The following is a 21,411-nucleotide window of genomic DNA, read 5'->3' as shown; positions in this document are numbered from 1 at the left end:
TTTGTCCAAAGGTGATTTTGCATGAATTCTCATGACTGAACTTTGCAACATGACAATATTGTCATGTTGGGGCTTCCGTTTGTCATGTAAATCGAACGACTCGCTGTATGAATCGCGGTACGATAGAGACATGATGAAAAGGGAGGCAGTTGCAATGAATACGATACATTCAACGGGTAATACCGTTTTACATGCACAAAATGTGCGGAAATCATATGGTTCGCGTGGCAATGTCCAGCAAGTTTTGAAAGGGATCGATTTGCGTGTGATTGAAGGGGAGTTTGTGGGAATCATGGGATCGTCGGGGGCGGGAAAGACGACATTGCTGAACGTTCTCGCGACGATTGATCGTGCGACGGAGGGGACCGTCCTGATTAGCGGTTCTGATATTTCCAAGATGAAAGACGCGGAGTTATCTGCATTCCGGCGCGATAAGCTGGGCTTTATTTTCCAAGATTATAATTTGCTCGATACATTGACAGTAAAAGAAAATATTTTATTGCCCGTATCGCTGGGGAAAAAGAAAAAAAGAGTGGTGGAGGCGGAGTTCAATGCCATCGCCGACATTCTAGGCATTAAAGATCTCGCGCATAAATACCCGCATGAAATTTCCGGTGGGCAGAAGCAGCGGACGTCTGCTGCTCGTGCATTGATCAATAAGCCATCGATGGTCTTTGCGGATGAACCGACGGGCGCGCTTGATTCGAAATCGGCGTCGTCTTTGCTTGGCACGATGGAAGAAGTCAATGAACAGCGGGGTGTCACGATCATGATGGTGACCCATGATCCTGTAGCATCGAGCTACTGTAGCCGTGTCGTCTTTTTGAAAGATGGAACGATCTACTCGGAATTGTATCGCGGTGATAAGACGAGACAAGCTTTCTTCCAAGAGATACTGAAAGTCCAAGGCGTACTTGGGGGCGACAACGTTGACTCTATTTGATCTTGTCATTCGCAGTATGCGGAAAAATATCAAACATTATTATCTCTACTTTTTTGCGCTTATATTAAGTGTTGTTTTGTATTTCGTCTTTGCGACATTGCAATATGATCCAGCCGTTATGGAACAATCCGAAGTCTCTGCGAATATGGCAGCGGCATTTAGAGTAGCGGGCATCTTGTTGTTGTTCATTGCTGGTATTTTCGTTGTCTATGCCAATGCAATTTTCTTGAAAAGAAGAAGTAAGGAAATTGGATTGTATCAATTGATAGGATTGACAAAGGGCGCAGTGACGCGACTACTCATTATTGAAAATGCCCTTCTCGGTGCGGGCGCGCTTATAATCGGTGTTGGGGCAGGGCTGCTCGTTTCCCGCGTATTTTTAATGCTGCTGATGAAATTGATTGGACATGAAGGCTTCATTGAGGTGTCTTTTTCGATGGCGGCAGTTATTCAAACGGCTGTTGTTTTTATCGCCATCATTGCATTGACATCTGTCCAAATGCTGTTCACCGTTTACCGGAGCACTTTGCTTGGATTATTTAATTCTGAGAAGTCAGGTGAGCATCCGAAAAAGCCTAAATCGTTCCTATCCGCGGTGTTGGCTATCCTTGGAATGGGGCTGATTGTGTTCGGTTATTGGTTATCGGGGCATATGTTGAACAATATGATCTACTTCAATATGTTAGCAGTATTGGCTTCGACAATACTCGGCACGTATCTTGTGTTTCGCGTCACAATCAGTTGGCTATTTTACCAAATTCGGAAACGGAAGCAAGGGCATCTCGGCTTGAACAATAGTTTATCCCTTGCGCCGCTTATGCATCGGATGAAGGGGAATGCCAATTCGCTGACAATCATTACTGTATTATCCGCGATGACGCTGGCAATGCTGGCGGGTTCGTATTCACTTTATTATTCGACGGAGAAGGAAACGCGTTACATGATGCCGTTTGATTTTGCATTTGACGAACAATGGCTTACAGATGATGAAATATCAGCCGAGGCTTTTGAAGCCAAATTAAAAGAGAAGGAAATCAATTATACAACAGCAACAATTGAATTGCTTGGTGTGGAAGGGACTTATGAAGAAGGGATTTTCCCTGCATTTATGGACTGGTCAGGAGGAATCTATAATACCTATATTGTAAGTGCTAAGCAACTACAAAATGCAGGCTTACAAGTTGATACACCAAAGGATGGGACTGTCATTTATCATTCCTCAGAGATGAGTTTCTTAGCAAAAGATATGAAAATTCCATTCGAAATCTATATTACAAGTAGTGAGCCGGAAAGCAAATATACAGCTGTAAAATTGGGTGAAGGCAACGTAATCAATAATACTTGGGGTCCCCAATTTGTCGTTAATGACGCTGACTTTGAAAAATATAAAAAAGCGATGGTTCCAGAAAGTATAGAAAACATGTCCCCCGAATGGATCATAAAAAGCATCCGTATTTTCAATATAACTGACAAATCCCAACTTGCGCTAGCTTCGGATATTCGGACCCAGCATTGGGATGAAGGTTCATGGTCATATGGTGCTGATTATTATTCCATGTACGAAAGATCGATCCAGTCAAACGGATTACTCATCTTCATCGCGGGGTTCTTAGGACTTGTGTTCTTAATTTCAACAGGTAGTATCTTGTATTTCAAACAAATGACGGAAGCGGAGCAGGAGAAGAAAAGTTATGCGACACTGCGACAACTCGGTTTTACGGTCCAAGACATCATGCGCGGTATCATCCGTAAGCAGGCATTCGTCTTTGGATTGCCTTTGCTGATCGGCTTGCTGCATTCCGTATTCGCCATCAAAGCGGCCTCGTTCCTCTTTATGTCCGATATTACAGTGCCCGCTTCCATTGCGATGGGCGTCTATGCGCTGATCTACTTGATCTTCGCATTCCTGACGGTCGGTTACTACAGGAAAACGGTCAAATCCGCTTTATAATTGACGCAAGTGCCAGTCACCAGAACAATGAAAATTGCTTTGGTGACTGGCATTTTATAATTCCATCCCCATCCACTTCCAAAACGTGAAGTAAAATAAGACCATCGCCATGATATAAAGAGGCATGAGAACAGCGCTTATTTTAACCAAATGCTTGGCATCAAAGGAGACATCCCCTTCCTCGTAGAACAGAAGAAGGGCTTTTGAACTGACCGGGAAGGTGACACAATAGTTCATCCCGATCAAGCTTAGGAAAACGACTGTTGCGGGATTTACCCCGATTGTTTCGCTGAACAGTATCAAACCCGGGATGAATACGACTGCACGTGTCGTATGGGAAGTGATGTATAAGTGGCTTGTAGTCGTTACAATAGCGATGATCAATACGATCAACCATTCGTTCCCATGCTCGACAAGCCTAAGTACACTAAACAATTCTTTTTCAATCCAAGCGACTGCACCGTTATCGACGAGCACTTTTCCAAGCGCAGTTGCTGCGGCGACGAACACGATCAAATTCCAGGACACGGATTTCATTCCGTCTTTCCAACTGATGACGCCAAAGGACGGGAGCATGACGAATACAGCACCGATCATTGTAACGAACGCAATATCGTAGCCGTGGATGCTTTCTGCCATCCAACCGAAAATGAGTAACGTTATCAGAATAACTGTTTTTCTCTCTTTAACATTGAAAGTTTTTTTGGCTTCAGCCGTTACTTCCATTGCTTGTCCTGTAAATTTCGATGCATTGCGGGGCCATAGCATCCATTTGACGATGATTGCAGTGAACAGGGTTGTAATGATTGCAAACGGAACTCCCCATATAAACCATTGAACGTAGGAAATGGTTTGATCGACAGTGCTTTCAAGCAAGCCGATTCCGATTAGATGGGAACCTGCACCGATTAAAGTGGCAGATGTGCTCATTAAGATGACGATGGGTGCAAGTACCGCCAGCGCACTTTGTTCTTTTTTGGAAAATTTTTTGCCAAGTTGTTTAATGATCGGCATGGATAAGGCAGCCCGACCAGAAGTCGAAGGGATGAAAAAGGCGGATGCAAATAAAATGGATGTGACTCCGGCAAGAATGGAGTTTTTATTTTTTGCTCTGCTTAGGATGGAGCGGGTGAACCTCTCCGCCAATCCCGACTGTTTAACCGCTTCTCCGATAATGAACGAACCTACCATCAGCCACACGACTTCTTCCGCAAGTGAATGATAGAGCAATTCCTGACTACCCGCCTTCATCAGCACGATGAATATCAGCAGGGCAATGGCGACAAAGCCGGCAGGAATTTTAGTGGCGATCCATAGGGTCATCGCAGATAAGAAAGCAAACAAAGAAACCTTTGCGCTATAATCCAGATTTTCAATCAGACCGATTGCTAATAAGAAGAGGATATGGACGCCTAGGATTGCCCATGTTTTCTTTGTAAAACGGCTGACCAGCCGAGTGAGCGGCCGATGTGCATGCGCATGTTTTTCCGCTCTCGTCATCATTTTTGCAAAACCCCTTTTAAAGAGCTGATCCGTTTGGCAATGGTGAGGCCGATGGAGACTTGCCTAAGCGCAGCTTCCGTACTATCTTCAATCCATTTTGGTGCATTGATCATGGCTTTTTCCAACGTTGTCGGTTTGGGGATGATACTTAAATAAGCATCAATGCCTGCATTGTAATTTAGTTCTGCTCCTTGTCCGATTGTGCCGGTAATCGCAATGACTGGAATGTGATGTTTTTTTGCAATACGCGCGACTTCTGACGGGATTTTTCCGTTTGGCGTCTGAAAATCCAGACTGCCTTCCGCCGTGAAGACGACATCTGCGTTTCTGATTTTTTCTTCGATCTGAATATAATTCTTTATGATTTCGAATCGTGGATACAATGTGGCTCCGGCAAAAGCGATGAGGCCCGCCCCTAAACCGCCCGATGCACCACTTCCAGGTAAATACCTGACATCGAGTGCAACTGTTTTCTTGATTAAAGCGGCATAGTGATCCAGCGCCTCCGATAATAGTTCAACCTGTTCCGGAGTTGCTCCTTTTTGGGGACCGAATACACGGGCGACGCCTTGGTCACCGCATAATAGATTCTTCCAGTTACATGCCACGTCAATGGGGACAGTAGAGAGCCTTTCATCCAGAAAGCTGGTGTCAATATGCCTGACTTTCATTAAGTCTACTACACTGCGTACTTGTATCGGTTTTGAGCGTGTATCTAGAAATTGCGCGCCGAGTGCTTGTGCCATTCCGACTCCGCCATCAGATGTGCCTGAATCACCGCAACCGAACAAGATTTGGTCGACGCCTAAATCCAATGCGGAAAGAATCAGTTCTCCGACACCATAAGTCGTCGTTTCTAAAGGATTTCTTTGATGGCGCGGAACTAATTTCAATCCGGCAACCGCTGCCATTTCGATGACGGCTATCTTCTTTCCGTTCTCAACGAAAATGCCGAAATGGCTTAAAATCTTTTCTCCGACCGGCCCCGTCACTTCACGATAAATGATCTTCCCTGCTTTCAAACGAATGATTGTTTTGGCAAAGCCTTCACCCCCATCAATCATCGGTACAATTTCTACATCAGCCTTACGGTCAAATCGCTTTGCGCCACGCTCCATCGCCAAAGCCACTTCTTCTGCATCCAAACATTCTTTAAATCCTGACGGAACCATAACGATCTTCATTTCCATATCCTCCTCTGAAATCTAACATTGAATACTAATCTAGCAATCGAATACTAGAGAATGCTGAGAGGATCATTAGAAAGTGATGAGAGCTTCTGAAATTGGAGTAAGAAAACTAGACGTTATTATAGTAGAGTTAAATTCCCATAACTACTCGTTGTATGTCTATCCTAGTGAATAGGTATTTTGTTGTAAGGGATTTATTTTGCTACTCATTTATTCATAGTAGAGGAATAGCGAAGATGAGTCTGAGGATAGAATTGGTCAACTGTTTAATTTACTTCAAATAATTCGTGTTATGCTGAACGCAAGAAAATAGCATGTAGAAATGGGGGTTGATGGATAGTGAAGATGAAGTGTGAATGGTTCATGGTTCTTTTGTTCACAATTTTATTGGTATCGGCGTGTAGCGAGAAGCCGGCAAAGGAAACATCGGAAGGCGACAGCGTAGAACAGAATGAAAACCTAGAAGGTCGCTTCGATGGTGATGAAGAGAATAAGGTTGAAAAAGAAAAAGTGGAATTTGAAAGCCCAGGAGCGGGTGCGCCTGATGATCAAGGTGAGCTAGACGTCTGGTTCGAGGGGGATGTGTCACTGGATGGCCAAAAACTCACTGTGAAGGGCTTAACGAATCTCTTGCCGGAGTCCAAATTATATTTTTTGATGGATGGCATCGAGGCACAGCTCATTGGCGGGAATATGATTGCGTTTGTGGAAGATAATGGCGAATTTCTGTAAGAAACAAAACTACCGGAAAGTTTCAATGGGCTATTCACACTTGAAGTGAAGTTCGAACCGGCAATCCAAAATGATGCGATCAAAGAGCAATACGGCGAGTCAGGAGAAAATTTACAAGGCGAATTTATCCGTGTTTACGCTGATACGCAAAGTGAAGTCGATTATAAAAAGGCGGCTGTCCAAATCGAAATGGCACAACAAGATGGACAGAAAGAGAGGGAAATCGAACCGCCTGTGTGGGAAGTGCCGGCAAATTATGGGGAGACTGAGATATGGATGGAGCCGACGATAACGAAAGACGATCGTTATGTTTATATCGATGCGAAAAGCAATTTGCTTGAAGGGACGCAAATGAAGTCAAGGGACAGTATTCCGGGTTACATCACTTCGGGTTTCATTGGCATGACGTACGTAAATCCGGATGGCAGCTTCCGTCTCATTTTCAAAAATCCTGAAAGTGATAAGCGAATCAAAGATTTACAGGATTATGAAATTATTCTTGAACCACAGATTGAAAATTCAATGTCTGCTCGTGTAGCTGCGACATATGGAAAGAACGGTGAACATTTTACCGGAAAGTTAGTGGAACAAGACGGTGATAAGAAAGTGATCCGTTTCCATATGAAAGTGAAAGGAATTTGACTTGGGGAAAGTCCTCCGAATAGAAAAGTATAAAAGAGGAATATTAAGAAGACACCAGAATCCAATCGGGCTTCTGGTGTTTTTCGATAGGGCTAAGAAAAAAGTTGGATTTGAACTGATTATGGGTAGATAAAAGGGAAGGACATGAAAAAGTGATGAGAAAGGGGAAATCTGTACATGATCATGGATGCATTAAATTGGTTAGTCGGTCCGGCAAATGATTTCATATGGACGTATCTTCTTATTGGAATTCTGCTCTTGGTCGGCGTTTACTTCACAATCCGTACGAACTTCGTCCAAGTGCGATTGTTCGGCGAAATGTTCCGCTTGATCGTTGAGAAAAAAGAAGATAATGATGGCGTCTCCGCATTCCAGGCCTTTACCATTAGTGCAGCTTCACGGGTGGGGACAGGAAACGTTACCGGTGTGGCGCTAGCCATCGGGATTGGCGGACCTGGCGCGGTATTTTGGATGTGGGTCATCGCTATTATCGGAATGGCCACAGCGTTTGTGGAAAGTACGCTTGCGCAAGTGTACAAGGTGAGGGATGGAGATACGTTCCGGGGAGGACCTGCTTATTATATACAAAAGGCACTCGGGGTCCGAAAGCTGGGAATCGTGTTTGCGATTTTATTGACACTTTGTTTTGGCTTTATTTTTAATGCGGTACAGTCCAATACGATTAGCCAATCGTTTACAGATGTATTTGGTGTACCGGATTGGCTCGTCGGCTTAGTTCTTGTGTTGATAACAGCGGTCATTATTTTTGGCGGCGTCAAGCGAATTGTCAAAGTGACGCAGGCCATCGTACCAATTATGGCGACATTTTATATTGCGGTTGCCCTTTACATTGTCATCGTGAATATCGCAGAAGTACCCGCTATGTTCAAATTGATCATTGAACATGCTTTCGGGATTCAGGAAATGGTCGGCGGCGGTGTTGGTGCCGCTATGTTGCAAGGGATCCGACGCGGTCTATTTTCAAATGAAGCGGGGATGGGTAGTGTACCGAACGCTGCGGCAACTGCAAATTCGTCCCACCCGGCAAAGCAAGGGCTTGTCCAAAGTCTAGGCGTTTTCTTTGATACGATCATTATTTGTTCGGCTACGGCGTTCATCATCATTCTTGCCGGGCTTTATGACAAAGGGGAGCAGAGCGGCATCATTTTGACGCAATCCTCAATGGCTGTCCATGTCGGTAGTTGGGCTCCGTATTTTGTCGCCATTGCGATTTTCTTTTTCGCATTCAGTTCGGTTGTCGGGAATTATTATTATGGAGAGACGAATATTGAATTCATCAATGCTCATCAGTCATGGCTGACGATTTACCGTGTGCTGGTACTCGGTATGGTGATGTTTGGGGCAATGGCAGAGGTGAAAATCGTCTGGAGCATGGCGGACTTGTTCATGGGCATGATGGCCATCATCAATCTAGTTGTTATTGTAGTGCTCGGCAAAGTGGCGTTCAAGGTGTTAGATGATTTCACAATCCAACGAAAAAAAGGACTGAATCCCGTCTTTAAATCCAGTTCGGTACCAGGCCTCAAAGGGGCGGAGTGTTGGGAAGAGGAAAAGCGTTGAGGGCTGAGTAACATATAAAAAAGTGTTTTGGATACAGAAAAGGACCCTGAGACACAATATCAGGGTCCTATGTTGAAAGGCGTCTTATTCAAAAGAGAACTTTAGAAGTCATTCATTATGAAGCGGAGGCGGCACAATCCAACCTTTCTCTTTGTTCAAACGCAACAGTTTCAGGCCGAACATTGCTCGTTCAGCAATATACTTACCGAACATCATGGCAATATCCTCTCTGAGGCACTGTCCCATTACTTGGCTGCATGAGACAAGTCCTTGCCCCACATTTATGGAGACAGCGGCACTGATTTCAGGATCTGAAAACCTTGCGCCGACCGGAATCTCTTCAGCTTTTGCCTTAGGACGTCCAGGTAAGGAAGGGGGCGGTGCAATGCCATTATCTTTTAGGATCTGTTCGAGCGCCTTATTTTCAGCTTTCATTATTTTTACAGCTTCTTCAAGAAGCTTGATCAGTTCATCATCGCCCGCATGATTAACGAACGCTTCATATCCACTGATCAATCCATTGTTTGCTCCGATAAAAGCCCAAACACCAATTATCTCTCCGTAATGCATCGGTTCCTTTTTGGGATTTCCATCCATAATGCCCATCGTAAAAGCACTCCTTCTCTTCTTTTTATTTCATCTTCAGCAAGTAGTATGTACAACCTCAGTTTATCTATACGGAATCTTGGGAAAATAGGAGTTACCTCAAAACTCTCATAAGCCAAGTTATGGACTAGCCAATTTTGGAGCGGTGTAGTGGATCTGCTCCGGGTATAAAAAAGTTGTTCGGGCAAAGGATAATAAGGATTTGTTCGAATTAAGGAGGAAAAATAATTGGACGAGAATTTAACCTACGGAGAAGACTATAAATACATACCTGCAACTTCGATTGAAAGCGGAGTCGGAACGGAGGTTCTTCCAGATCTCTATAGCTATACAATACAAATCGTGAATATTGTGTTGGTCGGGCATCCGGACAAAAAAGAATTTGTTTTGGTTGATGCAGGAATGCCTTATTCAGCCGAAAAAATAATGACCGAAACGGAAAGGCGTTTTGGCGAGGGGAGTCGACCAAAAGCCATTATTTTAACCCATGGACATTTCGACCATGTCGGCGGGATTATCGAGCTAATCAAAAAGTGGGAAGTACCTGTATATGCCCATGAGTTCGAACTGCCATTTTTGACAGGTGAAATGGATTATCCTGAACCGGATCCGAGTGTGGAAGGGGGAATGGTTTCAAAGATGTCACCCATGTTCCCAAATGAAGCGATTGATCTTGGAAGTCATGTGAAACCACTCCCGGAAGATGGCAGTGTCCCTCATTTGCCCGATTTTCGATGGATTCATACACCTGGGCATGCACCAGGACATGTATCGCTCTTCAGGGAAAAGGACAAGGCTCTAATTGCAGGGGATGCCTTTGTAACCGTAAAGCAGGAATATCTATATAAGGTGATCACTCAAGAACAGGAAATCAGCGGCCCGCCACGCTATTTGACGACGGACTGGACAGCAGCACGGGAATCCGTGGAGAAGCTGGAAGCTTTAAAACCTACTGTTGCGATTACGGGGCACGGACTTCCTATGACCGGTGAACTATTGACGGACAGTTTGCATAAGCTTGTTCAGGAGTTCGACAGCATTGCCGTTCCCGATTTCGGAAAATATGTTGACGAAACTTCAGAGTAGGTAGCGAATCGAAATGTCAATAAAAATCTATCTTCGACATAAAATTTCATGTTGAAGATAGATTTTTATTTGCGTGGAAAAGTTGTTTATAACTTCTTCTCTATTCCTGTGGATTATGATGGAGACGGTTCGTCAATTGTGGACATCTTTTTGTGGATAGTGTGGGTAAGTGCTATGGTCAAAAGTTTTTCCATTTACGTGTAGAACACAATATGTTAGGGTATATGTAACGAATAAGACACTATATATAGTGTTTCGGAAAGTTAGGCACTGAAAGCGTTTTTGACTTTTCAACCTATTTTGGCAAATGATTAGCAAAGCGCCAGCCACTGCTTACTTATATGAATAATTACACGTCCATATGGAGCAGATCCGTTGGACGTTAACGTAAAGTTATACCAAGATGGACTGCTTTAGTTACTAAATGGAGGGAACAGATTACCATGACAATTAAAATTGCGAAGACCGGTATCGATCGGTTATTGGATGAATTACAAAGTGAATTTGGGGTTAGCAAAATTGAGCCGTTGATCATTGCAAGTGACCGGTGGAGACAGCGCAATCCTGAAGGAAGCGAGTCTGAATGGGTAAAGGCGATGACATTGGAAGCGCTGAGTAATATCGATGAAGCTGAAGTCTATTGGACATTCGTAGCGGCACGCATCCATCTTCGCGATGTCTACAATCGTCAAGAGCAGTTGCGTGGTGCGAAGGTTTACACGGACTTCGCGGACAATGTAGCCCGACTTGTGGATCAGGGATTGTACACGCCTGTATTGACTGCAAAATATTCACGTGCAGATTTAGAAGCGCTTGGAAAACTTCTTGATCCGGAACGGGACAAACTCTTTACATATATCGGTTTGAAAACGTTGATGGATCGTTATGTTGCGATCAATTTCACTAAACAGTCCGTTGAACTTCCGCAGGAGCGCTGGCTCATCATCGCGATGACACTCATGCAGGATGAGACGGAAAACCGTTTGGAAAAAGTGGCGGAATCTTACTGGGCAATGAGCAATCTGTATATGACCGTTGCAACGCCAACATTGGCGAATGCCGGCAAGCCGCATGGCCAGCTATCGAGCTGTTTCATTGATACAGTCGACGATTCGTTACAAGGCATTTACGATAGTAATACGGATGTCGCCAACTTATCGAAATACGGTGGTGGGATCGGCGTCTATATGGGGAAAGTGCGGAGCCGTGGCTCATCCATCCGAGGGTTCAAAGGCGCTTCAAGCGGTGTGCTTCCATGGATCAAACAATTGAATAACACAGCGGTCAGCGTCGATCAGCTCGGACAACGTCAAGGTGCGATCGCGGTCTATCTTGATGTTTGGCACAAAGATATCTTCACATTCCTGGATCTTAAATTGAACAATGGGGATGAGCGTCTACGTGCACATGACATTTTCACGGGTGTTTGCCTTCCGGATATTTATATGGAGCAAGTGGAAGCACGTGGGGAGTGGCATTTATTTGATCCACACGAAGTACGCACGGTCATGGGCTATTCGCTTGAGGACTTTTACGATGAGACCAAAGGAAAGGGCTCATTCCGTGAAAAATACGAGGAATGTGTTAACAATCCGGAGCTCAGCAGAGAAACGGTTCCAGCGATTGATATTATGAAACGCATCATGCGCAGCCAGCTTGAGACGGGCGTGCCGTTCATGTTTTATCGTGATGAAGTGAACCGTGCCAATGCCAACAAGCATGAAGGCATGATTTATTCTTCTAACCTGTGCTCGGAAATTATGCAAAACATGAGTGCGACGCAATTTGAATCTGTCACATTGGAAGATGATATTGTCGTTTCACGTTCGAAACCGGGCGATTTCGTTGTTTGTAACTTATCCTCCATCAACCTTGGGCGCGCAGTTCCAGAAGACGCATTGGAAAGATTGATTGCCATCCAAGTGCGTATGCTGGATAACGTCATCGACTTGAATAAAATTCCGGTCGTCCAAGCGCAACGAACGAACCAGCGTTATCGCGGTATCGGTCTCGGCACATTCGGCTGGCATCATTTGCTCGCACTGAAAAATATTCAGTGGGAATCGGATGAGGCTGTAGACTATGCGGATAAACTATACGAAAAAATTGCTTATTTGACGATCAAAGCTTCCTCGGAACTGGCGAAAGAAAAAGGGGCTTATCCATTATTTGAAGGATCGGATTGGCAGTCTGGGGCTTATTTCGAGCACAAAGGGTATGACTCGGAAGAATGGCAACAATTGCGTGCGGAAGTGGCTGCAAATGGCGTACGTAATGGCTATTTGATGGCTGTTGCACCGAATAGTTCGACGTCTGTCATTGCAGGATCGACGGCATCGATTGACCCGATCTTTAAGCCGTTTTACCATGAAGAGAAAAAAGACTATAAATTGCCGGTCGTCGCGCCTGATTTGGATCACCGTACGTATGACGTCTACCGTCGTTCTGCGTATATCGTCGATCAGCGCTGGTCAGTTAAACAGAACGCAGCAAGACAGCGCCATATTGACCAATCGATTTCATTCAACTTGTATGTACCGAATAATATCCGAGCTTCCGTTCTTCTGGATCTGCATATCCAAGCATGGAAATCCGGGATGAAAACGACGTATTATACGCGTTCAACTGCGACGGATATTGAAGAGTGCGAATGGTGTCATTCTTAATCGCCTATGCTTCTTGGAGCGGAAATACGCAGGAAGTTGCGGAACTCATTGAGGAGACGTTGACAAGTAATGGCATTACTGTTACTACGTATCGAATCGGCGGAGGGATTGCGATTCCGGATCCCCGCCAATTCGATGCGATGCTCATCGGTTCTTTTACATGGGATCAAGGTGCAACGCCTGATGAAGTGAAGGATTTCGTCGCAGATATCGGCTATAAACCTGACAATGTGTACGTCTTCGGAACAGGGGATACCCAATTCGGAGGCGATGCATTGTTTTGCCATGCCGCAGTCAAATTGGCACGCTTTTACGCATCGGGTTATGAACCGCTTCAAATCGAACAAAGTCCACGTGGCGTACAGGAAGAGAAAGTCATCGAATGGTCGAAAGGGGTTATTCAACATTGGAACTACTTAAACGAGTAAAAGTCATTGAACCGGCAAATCCAAATAAATCTACAGCGATTTTTGGCGGGAAAGCAAGCGGCATCCTCAATTGGAATGATCTTGCCCATCCGCATTTCTATACATTGCGTCAAAAAATCCGTTCACTCTTCTGGACGGCGAATGAAGTCGATATGACACAGGACGTCAAACAATTTTCGACAATGACGGAGCGAGAACAAGATGCATTTCTCAAAATCATCGGTCTGCTCGCAACGCTGGACGGACCGCAAACGGATGTCGCAGCGAAACTTTCTGATTATACGACTGATCCCTCTGTTAAATCGTTAATGGCAACGATTGCCGATCAGGAAAGTGAGCATAATCACAGCTATGCGTATGTCCTTTCGTCTGTTACGACGCTGGACAAACAACTGGCTTCATTTGAAATGGGACGCACGGATGAAGTATTAATGCGCCGCAATGAGCGTATCGTTGAGGTCTATAATGAGTTCGCTGAAAGTCCGACAATCGAGTCGGCATTGAAAGCGATGATCTATACGACATTGCTTGAAGGGTTGTTTTTCTATAGTGGCTTCGCCTTTTTCTACAACTTGGCGCGCCATCAGAAAATGGTCGGTACATCGACTATGATTTCTTATATTAACCGAGACGAGCTGCAACATGGGAAAGCGATCAGTGATATTTTCCGCGCAGCGCTCGCAGAGAATCCGGAGTATAACACAGAAGAATTTACAGAATGGATCTATGATCAATTCCGTCACTCCGTTGAGCAAGAAACGATCTGGAGCCGCTATGTACTAGCGGGTATCGAAGGCATCGACCTTGAAGAAATGGCCGGCTACGTCAAATACCGTGCCAATAAGATGCTTCGCATGCTTGGGTTAAGTGAAATCTATCCAGAATTCACCGATAATCCAATGAGGTGGATCCGTGCTTATGTGGACAGCTTCGATGATACGAAAACCGATTTCTTTGAACAGTCATCACGTCAATACGTCAAGACAAGCGATTTGAACGGATTTGACGATTTATAATAGAGCGAAAAGAGAGTACATGAAAAAACGTGTACTCTCTTTTTATATTTCAATAGGGTATTGCCTATTTTCCAACTGCAGAGCCACCTTATCTATTTTTAGACAGGGTGGTTTTTTGCTGTCTTAAGGGAAGTCAGGAAGGGATATAGGGCGTTCCCTAATAGAAAGGATGATGACTAAACTTTAGAGTTATGGGTATAGGGATGAAAAAGGATATTGCTCTCTGAATCATCTGAAAGTCAATTATCAAGCATGAAAGCTATTCGTGATTCTAGTCTTAACAATCTACATTTTCCAAAGATATTTTGATAAAGGAGTGAGCTTTTCCGATGAAGAATCCGAGGAAGAAAGCGTTTGGATTAAATTATTTTAAACCGGTCGAGCGCTATTCTGGAAATTGGTCCATTTTGGAAGAGAAAAGCAGGGAATGGGAAAACATGTATCGTCAACGTTGGTCCCATGACAAAGTCGTCCGTACAACGCATGGTGTCAACTGTACTGGTTCCTGTAGCTGGAAAGTATTTGTGAAAAACGGCATCATCACATGGGAAAATCAGCAGATTGACTATCCTTCCTGCGGACCGGATATGCCTGAGTTTGAACCGAGAGGATGTCCACGTGGCGCTTCATTTTCTTGGTATGAATATAGTCCGCTTCGTGTGAAATATCCGTACATACGTGGAAAGCTGTGGCGCATGTGGAGTCAGGCGCTATCCGAGCATCACGATCCTGTGAAAGCGTGGGCAAGCATAGTGGAAAACCCTGAAAAGGCAGAAACCTACAAAAAAGCGCGTGGCAAAGGCGGGCATGTCCGTGTCAATTGGCGGGATGCAACGATGCTCATTTCTGCACAACTCATTTATACGATCCGCAAATACGGTCCGGACCGGATTGCAGGATTCACGCCGATCCCGGCAATGTCGATGATCAGCTATGCATCCGGTGCACGCTTCATCTCTCTTCTAGGGGGAGAAATGCTGAGCTTCTATGATTGGTATGCGGATTTGCCTCCGTCTTCCCCGCAAATTTGGGGTGAACAGACAGACGTGCCAGAATCCAGTGATTGGTTCAATGCAGGTTACCTCATTATGTGGGGATCGAATGTTCCATTAACGAGAACGCCGGACGCCCATTTCATGACGGAAGTGCGCTACAAAGGGACGAAAGTGGTCTCTGTCGCACCGGATTATGCAGAGAGTGTGACGCATGCAGATGACTGGATCGCAGCAAATCCGGGAACGGATGCCGCCGTTGCTCAAGCGATGACCCATGTCATTTTAGACGAATTTTACGAGCAGCGGAAAGAGCCAATGTTCTTGAATTATGCAAAGCAATATACGGATATGCCTTTCCTCATTACGTTGGAAGAGCATGAAGGTTCCTACAAAGCCGGGCGTTTCTTACGGGCTAGTGATCTAGGTAGCGAGTCCGAGCATGCAGAGTGGAAGCCTGTCATCTACGATGAAACGACCCATGAAGTTATTGTTCCGAATGGAACGATGGGACAGCGTTGGGAAAAGGATGTCAAATGGAATTTGATTCTCGACAATGAGGATGGCACACGTGTTGAACCAGCATTGTCCGTGGCGGATCATGAGGCGGAATGGACGGAAATGGTTTTCCCTTATTTCGATAATTCGGAGAACGGTACATTCAGACGTCCGATTCCAGTGAAAAAAGTTGTCTTCAAAGATGGAACGGAACGTCTTGTGACAACCGTCTACGATCTTATGCTCAGCCAGTACGGCGTCCGTCGCATCGGCAGTGAGTTGGAAGCACAAGGATATGATGATGCAACATCGCTATATACACCGGCATGGCAAGAGAGGATTACCAACGTCAAACCTGAGCTAGTCATCCAGATTGCCCGTGAATTCGCACAGAACTCCTTAGATACGGGCGGGCGTTCGATGATTATTATGGGAGCGGGCATCAACCATTGGTTTAACAGTGATACCATTTATAGATCGATATTGAATCTCGTGACGTTGACGGCTTCCCAAGGGGTCAACGGAGGCGGATGGGCGCATTACGTCGGCCAGGAGAAATGTCGTCCAATCGAAGGTTGGAGCACAATCGCTTTTGCAAGGGATTGGCAAGCACCACCACGTCTGCAAAATGCGACATCCTTCTTCTATTTTGCAACAGATCAGTGGAAATACGAGGAAATGGGTGCGGATCTACTCATGTCGCCAACTGGCGGAAAAGCGCGCTATGAACATCCGGCTGATTACAATGTGTTAGCTACCCGACTCGGTTGGTTACCATCCTATCCACAGTTTAATAAGAACAGTCTTTTATTTGCCGAAGAGGCGGCGAAAAATGGAAAGACATCGACGGAAGAGATTGTCAACCATACTCTCGAACAGCTTAAATCCGGTGAAGTCAACTTTGCTGCAGAAGATCCTGGCGCGCCTGAAAATTTCCCGCGTTCGCTGTTCGTTTGGCGTTCGAATCTCGTCTCTAGTTCCGCAAAAGGGCAGGAATACTTCATGAAACATCTTTTCGGCGCATCGGATGGCTTGCTTGCATCCCCGAACGAAGAGGTGAAGCCGGAAGAGATGGTTTGGCGGGATGAAGTGCAAGGGAAACTCGATCTGCTTGTTGCACTCGATTTCCGGATGACGGCGACACCGATGTATGCGGATATCGTTCTTCCGGCGGCTACATGGTATGAGAAACACGATCTTTCATCGACGGATATGCATCCGTTCGTCCATCCGTTCAATCCGGCAGTCGATCCGCTGTGGGAATCCCGTTCGGACTGGGATATTTACCGTACGATTGCTCAAGCATTCTCGGAAATGGCTGAAACGCATCTTCCTGGCGTTTACAAAGATCTGGTCACTTCGCCATTGGCACATGACTCCGTCCAAGAGATTGCCCAGCCTTACGGAGAAGTGAAAGATTGGAAAAAAGGGGAAGTGGATGCCATACCGGGCAAAACGATGCCTGGCATGACGATTGTCGAGCGGGATTACACGAAAGTATACGATAAATACGTTACGCTCGGACCGCTGTTATCGACAGGAAAAGTGGGAGCTCATGGCGTCAGTTTCTCCGTCGCGGAAGAATACGAAATGATGAAAGGCATCAATGGTACTTATTTCGATGACACCATTAAAAACGGACTTCCGAAACTGCATACGGCTAAACAGGCGGCCGAAGCGATGCTGACATTGTCCTCTGCAACGAATGGCCGCGTTTCACAGCGGGCTTTCGAGGCAGCAGAACAGGATACAGGTGTGGAGTTGAAGGATATTTCAGCAGACCGCGCTGCGGAGCGCTTTACATTCGCAGGCATTACGGCGCAACCGCGGGAAGTTATTCCAACGCCGGTCTTTAGCGGTTCCAACAAATTGGGCAGACGCTATTCACCGTTTACAACGAATATCGAACGGCTTGTACCGTTCCGGACATTGACGGGCAGACAGCATTTCTATATCGACCATGAATTCTTCCTCGACTTTGGCGAAGCGTTGCCGGTCTATAAACCGACATTGCCGCCGATGGTGTTCGGACCGCGCGATAAACAGATCATCGGCGGACAGGATTCGCTTGTGCTGCGCTATTTGACGCCGCATGGCAAGTGGAATATTCACTCGACATACCAAGACAATCAGCATATGCTAACCCTCTTCCGTGGCGGTCCGACAGTGTGGATTTCCAATGAAGACGCGGAAGAGCACGACATCGCCGATAACCAATGGCTCGAAGTGTATAACCGGAACGGTGTCGTGACCGCAAGAGCCGTTGTCAGTCACAGAATGCCAAAAGGGACGATGTTCATGTATCACGCGCAAGATAAGCATATTCAAGTACCTGGATCAGAAATAACAGAAGAACGTGGCGGCAGCCATAATGCACCGACGCGGATCCATATGAAACCGACGCAAATGGTCGGTGGATATGCGCAGCTCAGTTACGGCTTCAATTATTACGGTCCAATCGGAAATCAGCGGGATGTGTACGTTGCAGTCCGCAAGATGAAGGAGGTCAATTGGCTTGAAAATTAAAGCGCAAGTTGCAATGGTCATGAACCTAGACAAATGTATCGGCTGCCACACTTGTAGTGTCACTTGTAAAACGACATGGACGAACCGTGAAGGTGCCGAGTATATGTGGTTTAACAACGTAGAAACAAAACCGGGGATCGGTTACCCGAAACGGTGGGAAGACCAAGAGCTCTATAAAGGTGGATGGAATCTTCGGAATGGTAAGTTGGAATTGAAATCCGGGTCCAAATTATCGAAAATCGCACTCGGTAAAATCTTCTACAATCCGGATATGCCGGAAATGAAAGATTACTATGAACCGTGGACGTATGATTATGAAAAATTGACGATGGCTGGCGACAGCGAGCATACGCCTGTCGCGCGCGCGAAATCTGTCGTATCAGGCGAATATATGGACCTTGAATGGGGGCCGAACTGGGAAGATCAGCTAGCCGGTGCACATGTGACTGGGCCGACCGATCCTAATATCCAGAAAATAGAAGAAGAGATCAAGTTCAACTTCGAGCAGGCATTCATGATGTATTTGCCAAGGCTTTGCGAACATTGCCTCAATCCGAGTTGCGTTGCATCATGTCCATCCGGTGCGATGTATAAGCGGGATGAGGATGGGATCGTCCTTGTCGATCAGGAAGCATGCCGCGGCTGGCGCTATTGTATGACGGGCTGCCCGTATAAGAAAGTCTACTTCAACTGGAAAACGAATAAAGCGGAGAAGTGTACATTCTGTTTCCCACGGATCGAATCAGGCTTGCCAACGGTTTGTTCCGAAACATGTACTGGCCGGATCCGTTACTTAGGTGTCTTGCTGTATGATGCAGACCGTGTCCTTGAGGCCGCTGCCACACCGGATGAAAAGGATCTGTACAAAGAGCAATGCGATTTGTTTCTTGATCCGAATGATCCGGAAGTGATTGAACAGGCAAGACGGGATGGTTTGGCGGAGGAATGGATCGAAGCGGCACAAAATTCCCCGGTGTACAAACTGGCGATCGAATATAAATTAGCATTTCCGCTTCACCCTGAATACCGGACATTGCCGATGGTATGGTATGTACCGCCACTTAGCCCGATCATGAACTATTTTGAAGGGAAAGATTCAATCAAAAATCCAGATATGATTTTCCCAGCAATCGAGGAAATGCGGATTCCGATCCAGTACCTTGCCAATATGTTGACAGCAGGGGATACAGAAACCGTGAAAGGGTCACTGCAACGTATGGCGATGATGCGTTCTTATATGCGCGCATTATCATCCGGTAAGGATTTCGAAGAATCCAAGTTGGAGCGCGTCGGACTCACTGCTCACCAGACAAAACAGATGTATAGATTGCTGGCAATCGCCAAGTATGAAGACCGCTTTGTCGTCCCGACTTCCCATAAGGAAGGGCATATGAATATGTACCGTTCTCAAGGTTCCGCGGGTTATACGGAAATGGGCGATTATAATATGGGCGTGAACCAAAACAAGTTCAGCTATTCCACTATGGGAGCGAATGGAGGGTGTGACGGTTGCGGCCCGGTTTCTCCAATGAAATCCGGAAAGGAAATTTACGAAGAGAACTTCTATGGAGGGATCTGGCGTGATTGATCTGCAAAAGTTATACGAAGAGAAACAGGCTTTCGGTTTTTTCGCATATCAGCTGTCCTATCCAGAGAAGCTCAGCTATCATCCGTCGGTCATGGAAGAGTCTTTTGACTCTTCCCATCCGGCTTACCCAGCGGTCAAAGCCTATTGGGACCAGATGTATACATACAGCTTCGATGAAATCCAGGAGATGTATACGTCCACATTTGATTTCCAAAAAGAGACGACGCTGTTCATGACGTTTGTGAAATACGAAGATGCAAAAGAGCGCGGTCAGATGTTAGCGCGATTGAAAGTACTCTATGAGATGTTCGGACTGAATATGCCAGATAGTGAGCTATCGGATTTTCTACCGCTTATGTGTGAGTTTATCTATGCGGCTGAATGGCTGGGAGATCCACGGGCGCAACAAAGTTTTTCCATGCTGCTCGCAGTGATGGAAGACGGCACCTATCATTTGATGAAGGCGCTTGAAAAACATAACAGCCCTTATTTCCACCTTATCAAAGGGATGAGGGAAACATTCAAATCTTGCATTCGGCAGGAGGAAACGGCCAATGACTAATCAATTTCTTTGGGTCATATTCCCTTATATTTGCATGGCGACGTTCATTGTCGGCCATATTTTCAGATACCGAAACGACCAGTTCGGATGGACGGCGAAATCGAGTGAATTCATAGAGAAAAAACAGCTGATGATCGGCAGTATTTTATTTCACGTCGGGATCATTCCTGTTATTGCAGGTCATGTTGTCGGGCTCGGTGTCCCAAAAGAATGGACACGTGCCCTTGGCATCAGCGATCATCTCTACCATATGGGAGCGATTTGGGTAGGCGGTTTATTCGGATTTATGACGTTGATCGGCATGGTGATTTTGACATGGCGTCGTTTCGCTCTGAAAAACGTACGTCAATTGTCTTCTGCTTCCGACCTAATCGTCAATTCTCTACTGTTGCTCATCGTTTTCCTAGGCATTTACAGTGTCGTTGTGACAAACGCGGTACAGCCTGAGTTTGATTATCGGGACTCGATTTCAGTTTGGTTCCGTTCACTTCTGATTTTCCGTCCAGAGGCAGTGTACATGTCCGCTGTTCCGCTGGCTTTCCAACTGCATGTATTAACCGGACTTCTCATTTTCGCGATGTGGCCATTTACAAGGCTGGTTCATGTATGGAGTGTCCCATTGAATTACGTGGGAAGAAGCTATATCCTGTATAGAAAGAATCGTGTAAATTAAGGGGAAAAGGGTGGGGACGCCTTTTTTATCTTCATTCAGCAGAAGACTCCCACCTCTGTAGGTAGCGAGATGAATGTGGTTTTGGTTTCCTGTTCAGCGGGTGTTCAAACGCCTGCTGAACGAAGATAAAGCCTCCGGCGGATGTCACAGATTTTGAAAGGAGTTAAAGGGAAGGCAGTCTAAGTTCGCGACGTCCTGTCGCGACGACTGCATGACCTACATCCTGTA

Annotated in this window: 16 protein-coding genes; 13 read left to right on the top strand and 3 right to left on the bottom strand. The window is 45.7% G+C overall.

Annotation, left to right across the window (positions count from 1 at the left end; all coding sequences use genetic code 11):
• Nucleotides 1-154 precede the first annotated feature (154 nt).
• Nucleotides 155-943, top strand: a complete 789-nt coding sequence (locus ACFPRA_RS10860) for an ABC transporter ATP-binding protein (protein ID WP_381433997.1) — start codon at nt 155-157, stop codon at nt 941-943.
• Nucleotides 930-2,894 (top strand): ABC transporter permease, encoded by a 1,965-nt coding sequence (locus tag ACFPRA_RS10855; RefSeq protein ID WP_381433994.1) that lies wholly within the window; start codon nt 930-932, stop codon nt 2,892-2,894. Before ACFPRA_RS10860 ends, ACFPRA_RS10855 begins: the two co-directional genes overlap by 14 nt.
• Nucleotides 2,895-2,948: 54 nt before the next feature.
• Here the strand turns inward: ACFPRA_RS10855 and ACFPRA_RS10850 are convergent, their stop codons facing one another.
• Together ACFPRA_RS10850 and ACFPRA_RS10845 are read right to left on the bottom strand one after the other, a co-directional pair.
• Nucleotides 2,949-4,397 carry an SLC13 family permease gene (locus ACFPRA_RS10850; protein WP_381433992.1) on the bottom strand — a complete coding sequence of 483 codons (1,449 nt, stop codon included), beginning with the start codon at nt 4,395-4,397 and terminating at the stop codon, nt 2,949-2,951.
• Nucleotides 4,394-5,581: a glycerate kinase family protein gene (locus ACFPRA_RS10845; RefSeq protein ID WP_381433989.1), complete on the bottom strand. Its 1,188-nt coding sequence runs from the start codon at nt 5,579-5,581 to the stop codon at nt 4,394-4,396. Before ACFPRA_RS10845 ends, ACFPRA_RS10850 begins: the two co-directional genes overlap by 4 nt.
• Nucleotides 5,582-5,926: 345 nt before the next feature.
• On the opposite strand from ACFPRA_RS10845, the gene ACFPRA_RS10840 reads away from it, so the two are divergent.
• The 3 genes from ACFPRA_RS10840 (at nt 5,927) to ACFPRA_RS10830 (ending at nt 8,542) form a co-directional block, all read left to right on the top strand.
• Nucleotides 5,927-6,319: a hypothetical protein gene (locus tag ACFPRA_RS10840; protein WP_381433986.1), complete on the top strand. Its 393-nt coding sequence runs from the start codon at nt 5,927-5,929 to the stop codon at nt 6,317-6,319.
• A 45-nt stretch (nt 6,320-6,364) separates the two neighbouring features.
• Entirely contained in the window at nt 6,365-6,961 is a 597-nt protein-coding gene (locus tag ACFPRA_RS10835; protein ID WP_381433983.1) for a hypothetical protein, read from the top strand.
• Between the two features lie 177 nt (nt 6,962-7,138).
• Nucleotides 7,139-8,542, top strand: a complete 1,404-nt coding sequence (locus ACFPRA_RS10830; protein ID WP_381433980.1) for an alanine/glycine:cation symporter family protein — start codon at nt 7,139-7,141, stop codon at nt 8,540-8,542.
• Nucleotides 8,543-8,650: 108 nt separating this feature from the next.
• Here ACFPRA_RS10830 and ACFPRA_RS10825 read toward each other — a convergent pair whose 3' ends face one another.
• Nucleotides 8,651-9,148 carry a DUF3231 family protein gene (locus ACFPRA_RS10825; RefSeq protein WP_381433977.1) on the bottom strand — a complete coding sequence of 166 codons (498 nt, stop codon included), beginning with the start codon at nt 9,146-9,148 and terminating at the stop codon, nt 8,651-8,653.
• A 228-nt stretch (nt 9,149-9,376) separates the two neighbouring features.
• On the opposite strand from ACFPRA_RS10825, the gene ACFPRA_RS10820 reads away from it, so the two are divergent.
• The 8 genes from ACFPRA_RS10820 to narI all read left to right on the top strand — a co-directional run bounded on the left by ACFPRA_RS10820 (nt 9,377) and on the right by narI (nt 21,183).
• Nucleotides 9,377-10,234, top strand: a complete 858-nt coding sequence (locus tag ACFPRA_RS10820; protein ID WP_381433973.1) for an MBL fold metallo-hydrolase — start codon at nt 9,377-9,379, stop codon at nt 10,232-10,234.
• 443 nt (nt 10,235-10,677) lie between these two features.
• On the top strand, nt 10,678-12,900 hold the full coding sequence (locus ACFPRA_RS10815; protein WP_381433971.1) for a ribonucleoside-diphosphate reductase subunit alpha: 2,223 nt from the start codon (nt 10,678-10,680) through the stop codon (nt 12,898-12,900).
• A complete protein-coding gene (locus tag ACFPRA_RS10810) occupies nt 12,885-13,328 on the top strand; it encodes a flavodoxin (RefSeq protein ID WP_381433968.1) in 444 nt (147 codons plus the stop codon). The genes ACFPRA_RS10815 and ACFPRA_RS10810 overlap by 16 nt, the downstream gene beginning before the upstream one ends.
• A complete protein-coding gene (locus ACFPRA_RS10805; protein WP_381433965.1) occupies nt 13,283-14,344 on the top strand; it encodes a ribonucleotide-diphosphate reductase subunit beta in 1,062 nt (353 codons plus the stop codon). Before ACFPRA_RS10810 ends, ACFPRA_RS10805 begins: the two co-directional genes overlap by 46 nt.
• 329 nt (nt 14,345-14,673) lie before the next feature.
• Nucleotides 14,674-18,360 (top strand): nitrate reductase subunit alpha, encoded by a 3,687-nt coding sequence (locus ACFPRA_RS10800; RefSeq protein ID WP_381433962.1) that lies wholly within the window; start codon nt 14,674-14,676, stop codon nt 18,358-18,360.
• Entirely contained in the window at nt 18,350-19,948 is a 1,599-nt protein-coding gene (narH, locus tag ACFPRA_RS10795; protein WP_381433960.1) for a nitrate reductase subunit beta, read from the top strand. The genes ACFPRA_RS10800 and narH overlap by 11 nt, the downstream gene beginning before the upstream one ends.
• Nucleotides 19,941-20,510: a nitrate reductase molybdenum cofactor assembly chaperone gene (gene narJ, locus ACFPRA_RS10790; protein ID WP_381433957.1), complete on the top strand. Its 570-nt coding sequence runs from the start codon at nt 19,941-19,943 to the stop codon at nt 20,508-20,510. The genes narH and narJ overlap by 8 nt, the downstream gene beginning before the upstream one ends.
• Nucleotides 20,503-21,183: a respiratory nitrate reductase subunit gamma gene (gene narI / locus ACFPRA_RS10785; protein ID WP_381433955.1), complete on the top strand. Its 681-nt coding sequence runs from the start codon at nt 20,503-20,505 to the stop codon at nt 21,181-21,183. Before narJ ends, narI begins: the two co-directional genes overlap by 8 nt.
• Nucleotides 21,184-21,411 lie beyond the last annotated feature (228 nt).

Source organism: Sporosarcina soli (genome assembly GCF_042655805.1).
Classification (GTDB): Bacteria; Bacillota; Bacilli; order Bacillales_A; family Planococcaceae; genus Sporosarcina; species Sporosarcina soli.
Note: the sequence above shows the minus strand (reverse complement) of the source record. Positions and strands in the feature narration are given on the sequence as shown.

Bases quoted from the DNA above. Each gene is read 5' to 3' on its own strand.
- ACFPRA_RS10860 (WP_381433997.1), top strand. From the start codon at position 155: ATGAATACGATACATTCAACGGGTAATACCGTTTTACATGCACAAAAT.
- ACFPRA_RS10850 (WP_381433992.1), bottom strand. From the start codon at position 4,397: ATGATGACGAGAGCGGAAAAACATGCGCATGCACATCGGCCGCTCACT.
- ACFPRA_RS10845 (WP_381433989.1), bottom strand. From the start codon at position 5,581: ATGAAGATCGTTATGGTTCCGTCAGGATTTAAAGAATGTTTGGATGCA.
- ACFPRA_RS10830 (WP_381433980.1), top strand. From the start codon at position 7,139: ATGATCATGGATGCATTAAATTGGTTAGTCGGTCCGGCAAATGATTTC.
- ACFPRA_RS10825 (WP_381433977.1), bottom strand. From the start codon at position 9,148: ATGGGCATTATGGATGGAAATCCCAAAAAGGAACCGATGCATTACGGA.
- ACFPRA_RS10815 (WP_381433971.1), top strand. From the start codon at position 10,678: ATGACAATTAAAATTGCGAAGACCGGTATCGATCGGTTATTGGATGAA.
- ACFPRA_RS10810 (WP_381433968.1), top strand. From the start codon at position 12,885: ATGGTGTCATTCTTAATCGCCTATGCTTCTTGGAGCGGAAATACGCAG.
- ACFPRA_RS10805 (WP_381433965.1), top strand. From the start codon at position 13,283: ATGGTCGAAAGGGGTTATTCAACATTGGAACTACTTAAACGAGTAAAA.
- ACFPRA_RS10800 (WP_381433962.1), top strand. From the start codon at position 14,674: ATGAAGAATCCGAGGAAGAAAGCGTTTGGATTAAATTATTTTAAACCG.
- narI (WP_381433955.1), top strand. From the start codon at position 20,503: ATGACTAATCAATTTCTTTGGGTCATATTCCCTTATATTTGCATGGCG.